This window comes from Xenophilus sp. (genome assembly GCF_044462705.1).
GTDB classification, from domain to species: domain Bacteria; phylum Pseudomonadota; class Gammaproteobacteria; order Burkholderiales; family Burkholderiaceae_C; genus Xenophilus; species Xenophilus azovorans.
Map to the genome: position 1 here is coordinate 1 of NZ_JBIQNC010000279.1, position 5,106 is coordinate 5,106.

General features: G+C 71.2%; 6 protein-coding genes. 1 reads left to right on the forward strand and 5 read right to left on the reverse strand.

From position 1 onward, the window contains the following. Together ACIY1X_RS24580 and ACIY1X_RS24585 are read right to left on the reverse strand one after the other, a co-directional pair. The coding region (locus ACIY1X_RS24580) for a Bug family tripartite tricarboxylate transporter substrate binding protein (RefSeq protein WP_399685806.1) at window positions 1-929 on the reverse strand (929 nt) is incomplete at its 3' end. Window positions 930-1,015: 86 nt separating this feature from the next. After that, on the reverse strand, window positions 1,016-2,722 hold the full coding sequence (locus ACIY1X_RS24585) for an acyl-CoA dehydrogenase family protein (RefSeq protein WP_399685808.1): 1,707 nt from the start codon (window positions 2,720-2,722) through the stop codon (window positions 1,016-1,018). 88 nt (window positions 2,723-2,810) lie between these two features. Here ACIY1X_RS24585 and ACIY1X_RS24590 point away from each other — a divergent pair, with 88 nt between their 5' ends. Further along, on the forward strand, window positions 2,811-3,701 hold the full coding sequence (locus tag ACIY1X_RS24590) for a LysR substrate-binding domain-containing protein (protein WP_399685815.1): 891 nt from the start codon (window positions 2,811-2,813) through the stop codon (window positions 3,699-3,701). 19 nt (window positions 3,702-3,720) lie between these two features. On the opposite strand, the gene ACIY1X_RS24595 is transcribed toward ACIY1X_RS24590, so the two are convergent. From ACIY1X_RS24595 to ACIY1X_RS24605, 3 genes are all read right to left on the reverse strand, one after another. Beyond that, entirely contained in the window at window positions 3,721-4,083 is a 363-nt protein-coding gene (locus ACIY1X_RS24595; protein WP_038216055.1) for a DUF1304 domain-containing protein, read from the reverse strand. Window positions 4,084-4,148: 65 nt separating this feature from the next. Then, the gene (locus ACIY1X_RS24600; RefSeq protein ID WP_399685812.1) at window positions 4,149-4,577 is read right to left on the reverse strand and encodes an organic hydroperoxide resistance protein; all 429 of its coding nucleotides are present in this window, start codon (window positions 4,575-4,577) and stop codon (window positions 4,149-4,151) included. Window positions 4,578-4,650: 73 nt separating this feature from the next. Further along, entirely contained in the window at window positions 4,651-5,106 is a 456-nt protein-coding gene (locus ACIY1X_RS24605) for a MarR family winged helix-turn-helix transcriptional regulator (RefSeq protein WP_038216062.1), read from the reverse strand.

Below are 5,106 nucleotides of genomic sequence, written 5' to 3' on the forward strand. Positions count from 1 at the left end.
GCCAGTTGCTGGGGCGAGTGGTCCGGCGCCGGCTCCAGGCCCTGCGAGGCGAACAGCTCCTTGACCTTGGGCGTGGCCAGCACCTCGGCGAAGGCCTTGTTCAGCTTGGCGACGCGGTCGGCCGGCGTGCCGGCGGGCGCGACGATGCCGAAGAACACGCTCACGTCGTAGCCCTTGTAGCCCTGCTCGGCGATGCTGGGCACCTGCGGCAGCGCCTGCGAGCGCGCGGCCGTGGCCACGCCCAGCGCGCGCAGCTTGCCGGCCTTGACGTAGGGCAGGGCGGTGAGGATGTCGGTGAAGGTCATGCTCACCTGGTTGCCCAGCAGGTCGTTGAGCGCCGGGCCGGTGCCCTTGTACGGGACGTGCATGATGTCGGTGCCCGCCACCGAGTTGAACAGCACGCCCGCCAGGTGCGAGGAGGCGCCGTTGCCCGACGAAGCGTAGCTGAGCTTGCCCGGGTTGGCCTTGGCGTAGGCGACCAGTTCCTTCACGTCCTTCACCGGCAGCGAGGGATGCACCACCAGGATGTTGGGCAGGTGCCCGATCTGGATGACGGGCGCGAAGCTCTTGGTCTGGTCGTAGCCGATCTTGCGGTACAGGCTGGAGTTGATCGCGAGCGGGCCCGAGGTGCCGAACAGCAGCGTGTGGCCGTCGGCCTCGGCGCGCGCCACGTACTCGGCGCCGATGTTGCCGCCGGCGCCGGCGCGGTTCTCCACGATCATGGGCTGGCCGAGGCGGTCCTTCATCTCGGCGGCCAGGGTGCGGGCCATCGCGTCGGTCGGTCCGCCGGGCGGGAAGGGCACGACCAGCGTGACCGGCTTGGTCGGGAAGGCGCCCTCGGCCAGCGCGGCCGGCGCGAAGGCGGCCGGGCCCAGCAGGGCGGCGGCCAGCAGCAGGGCGCGGCGGGGGCGTGAGAAGTGATGACGCATGGCGTATGTCTCCTTGGTTTCTAGGTCATGGAACGGCGGCCGTCGCGCGGGGCGAAGGCGCCGTTGGGGGGAACAGGTCGGTCCGCTCAGGCCGCGACGGCGGCAGGCGCGCCGCTGGCGGCCCAGGCAGCGGGCACGGCGTCGGGGCTGAGCGGGTCGCGCGGCAGCACGCGGTGCAGCAGCGCCAGTTGCGCCCAGCGCATGCGCTCGGCCGAGCCGCTGCGTTCGGCCTCCCAGGCCATCGCGATGGCGCTGGTGCAGTGATACAGGGCCGAGGCGGCCTGGCGGGCCAGCACCTCGCCGCCTTCCTGCGCGGCGGTCTGGGCCAGGGCGCAGGCGCGGTCCATCGCCTCGCGCAGCGCCTGGGCGAAGGCGGGCGCGATGCCCGCCGCGCCGGCCAGCAGCGACTCGACGTGCGCGCGCAGCACCGGCAGCGAGTTCTCGCGCTTGATGGCGCGGATGACGTCCAGCGCCACGATGTTGCTGGTGCCTTCCCAGATCGAGCCCAGGTGGGCGTCGCGCACCAGGCGCGGGTCGCTCCATTCCTCGATGTAGCCGCAGCCGCCGCGCACCTCCATCGCGTCGCCCGTGACCTTGCGCGCGTCGCGGCAGGCGCGGAACTTGATCAGCGGCGTGAGGATGCGCAGCAGCGGGTAGGCGCCGTCCTCGCCCGCGTCGGAGCGCTGCAATGCCTGCGCGGTCTGGAGCACCATCGTGCGCGCCTGCTCGGCCGGCACGCGCAGCTTGTCGAGCTGGCGCTGCATCAGCGGCATGTCGGCCAGGCGCTTGCCGAAGGCGCGGCGCTCGGCGGCGATGTACTCGGCCTCGGCCACCGCGCGGCGCATCAGGCCGGCGGCGCGCACGCCGTTGGACAGGCGCGAGTTGTTCACCATGTCGGCCATCTGCACGAAGCCGCGGCCCTGCTCGCCGACGAGGTAGGCCACGGCGCCTTCGAGGCGGATCTCGCCGCTGGCCATCGAGCGCGTGCCCAGCTTGTCCTTCAGGCGGATGATGCGGTAGCGGTTGAGGCTGCCTTCCTCCAGCCGGCGCGGCAGCAGGAAGAGCGACACGCCCTTCATGCCGGGCGCACCGCCCTCCACGCGGGCCAGCACCATGGCGAAGTCGGCATCCGGGTTGGAGCAGAACCACTTGTCGCCGGTCAGCAGCCACTCGCCGTTCGCACCTTCTCGCGCCAGCGTGGTGGTGGCGGCGATGTCGGAGCCGGCGGCCTGCTCGGTCATGAACATGGCGCCCTGCGCCAGTTCGTCGAAATCCAGCGTCGTCAGGCGCGGCAGGAAGCGTGCCACCAGCTCGGGGCTGCCGAACTTCTTGAGCGTGCGGGTGAGCGAGTCGGTCATCGAGACCGGGCAGCACAGGCCGAACTCGGCCTGCACGAAGAGATAGAACAGCACGTACTTGACGGCCGGCGGCATCTTGCCCTGCCAGCCGAAGGTCTCGTCGCGGTGCGAGATCGCGCCCATCGCGAATTCCGACAGCGCCAGGCGCTCCATCTCGACGTAGGCCGGGTGCTTGACGATGCGCTGCACGTCCAGGCCGGTGCGGGTGCGGCTCTCCAGCACGGGCGGATTGCGGTCGGCGGTGCCAGCCAGCTCGTCCAGCGGGCCGCCGGCCAGGCCGCCCAGGCGCTCGAAGTGCGGCGCCATGTGGCGGCGCAGGTCGTCGGGCAGGTACAGGGCCAGCAGGCGCTGCAGCTCGGCGTCCGTCGCGTAGAGGTTCTGGCCGTGGCGGTCGGGGATCGGGTGCGTGACAGCAGCGGAAGTCGATTCGGTCATGGCGTGTCTCCGTGTTTGCGCCATTGTTCGATCGGCATCGATCCGTGTCCAATATCGTTTAGGTCTTCTTCGATAGGTGATGCGAATGATGGAACTGCGCCACCTGCGCTACTTCTCGGTGCTGGCCGACGAGCTGCACTTCGGCCGCGCCGCGCAGCGGCTGGCGATCTCGCAGCCGCCGCTGTCGGTGGCGATCCGCCAACTGGAAGACGCGGTGGGCGCGCGCCTGTTCGAGCGCAACAGCAAGGAGGTGCGCCTGACGGCCGCCGGCCTGGCGCTGCGCGAGTCGGCGCGGCGCCTGCTGCGCCAGACGGAGGAGATGGCGCTGGAGGCGCGCGACGTGGCCGCCGGCTCGGTGGGCCGGCTGCGCATCGGTTTCGTCGGCGCGATGCTCTACCGCGGGCTGCCGCAGGCGCTGCGGGCCTTCCAGGCACGGCATCCCGGCGTGCGCATCAGCCTGTCGGAGCTGAACACCGGCGAGCAGGTGGCCGAGCTGCTGCACGACCGGCTGGACCTGGGCTTCGTGCACACGCACCGCCTGCCGCAGGGGCTGGCGCAGCGCCTGCTGCTGACCGAGCCCTTCGTCTGCTGCCTGCCGGCGCGCCACGCGCTGGCCCGGCGGCGCGTGCTGGCGCCGTCCGAGCTGCGCGAGCAGCCTTTCGTGCTGTTCTCGCGCACCGCCTCGCCCGATTACCACGAGCGCATCCTGTCGATCTGCGCGGCGGCGGGCTTCCTGCCCGAGGTGCGGCACGAGGTGCGGCACTGGCTGGCGGTGGTGTCGCTGGTTTCGCAGGGCCTGGGCGTGGCGCTGGTGCCCGAGGCCATGCAGCGCAGCGCGCTCAAGGGCGCCGTGTTCCGGCCGCTGGACCGCGAGGTGGCCCAGTCCGAGACTTACGGCGTGTGGCGGCCGGGGCCGCGCAACATGCTGGTCGAGCGCCTGCTGCAGGACATGGCCCGCGCCCTGCCGCCGGGGCGGTGAGCGCGGGCCGGTCCCGCCGTCAGGCCTGGCGGCGGCCGAGCAGCACTGCGGCCAGCGCGATGAGGCCGGGCAGCGCCTGCACGAGCAGGATCTTCGGCGTGGCGGTGGCGGCGCCGAACACGCCGGCGACGATCACGCAGCCGAGGAAGAAGATCACCACCGGCCGCTGGCGGCTGAACACGCCCCAGACCAGGCCGGCGGCCAGGAAGCCGTTGTACAGGCCCTGGTTGGCGGCCAGCACGGTGGTGGCGTCGGCCAGCTCCTGCGTGAGGTTGAAGGCCTTCAGCCCGGCCGGCTTGTTCCAGAAGAACATCTCCAGCACGAGGATGTAGACGTGTTCCGCTGCGACCAGCAGGGCGAGGATGCGGGCGAGAAGATTCATGGGAAATCGGTCGCCCTCCCGTTGAAGGCCCTGCGCGGGCCGTCGCGGAGGGGGTGGCAGGGGCATCAGGCGATGGTCAGCTCGACCGGGATGTTGCCGCGCGTCGCGTTCGAGTAGGGGCAGACCTGGTGCGCGGCGTCCACCAGCTTCTTCTTCGCGTCGGCATCCAGGCCCGGCAGGCTGATCGCCAGCTTGACGGCGACGCCGTAGGCCGCGCCGCCGTTGGTCGGGCCGAGCGAGACGCTGGCGTCGACCGCCACGTCTTCCGGCACCTTGACGCCGACCTTCGGGCCCACCGCCTTCATCGCACCGATGAAGCAGGCCGAGTAGCCCACGGCGAACAGCTGCTCGGGATTGGTGCCCGCCTTGCCGGAGCCGGGCGGGTTGAGCTTGACGTCGAGCGCGCCGTCGCTGGATTGGCCGGCGCCGCCGTCGCGGCCGCCGGTGGTGTGCGATTCGGCGGTGTAGAGAACCTTGTCGAGCTGGGTGGTCATGGTCTTTCCTTGGGTGATGGAGGAGGAGAAGTGCTTCGGGACCGAAGCGGCGGGGGAATCGACGCAGGCCGTCTCAGGCGGCCTGTTTCACGCGGTCGCGCAAGGCGCGCAACTGCAGGGTGAGCGAGGCGATCTCGCCGAGGGAGCATTGGGTGGCCGCGATCAGGCAGTCCGGCACCTCCAGCGCCCGGGCCTTGAGCCTGCGGCCTTTCGGTGTCAGCATGATGTGCACGCGCCGCTCGTCGGCGACATCGCGCACGCGGCTGACGAAACCGGCCGCCTCCAGCCGCTTGAGCAGGGGCGTGAGCGTGCCGGAATCGAGCGAGAGGCGCTCGCCCAGGGCGGAGACCATCGGGCCGTCTTCTTCCCACAGGGCCAGCATGACGAGGTATTGCGGATAGGTCAGGCCCAGCTTGTCGAGCAGCGGCTTGTACAGCTTGGTCATCGCCAGCGAGGCCGAATAGATGGCGAAGCACAGCTGGTTGTCCAGCTTCAGCAGTTCGTCGGGGGAGAGGGGCGCCTTCGACAT

Bases quoted from the DNA above. Each gene is read 5' to 3' on its own strand.
- ACIY1X_RS24585 (WP_399685808.1), bottom strand. From the start codon at position 2,722: ATGACCGAATCGACTTCCGCTGCTGTCACGCACCCGATCCCCGACCGC.
- ACIY1X_RS24590 (WP_399685815.1), top strand. From the start codon at position 2,811: ATGGAACTGCGCCACCTGCGCTACTTCTCGGTGCTGGCCGACGAGCTG.
- ACIY1X_RS24595 (WP_038216055.1), bottom strand. From the start codon at position 4,083: ATGAATCTTCTCGCCCGCATCCTCGCCCTGCTGGTCGCAGCGGAACAC.
- ACIY1X_RS24600 (WP_399685812.1), bottom strand. From the start codon at position 4,577: ATGACCACCCAGCTCGACAAGGTTCTCTACACCGCCGAATCGCACACC.
- ACIY1X_RS24605 (WP_038216062.1), bottom strand. From the start codon at position 5,106: ATGTCGAAGGCGCCCCTCTCCCCCGACGAACTGCTGAAGCTGGACAAC.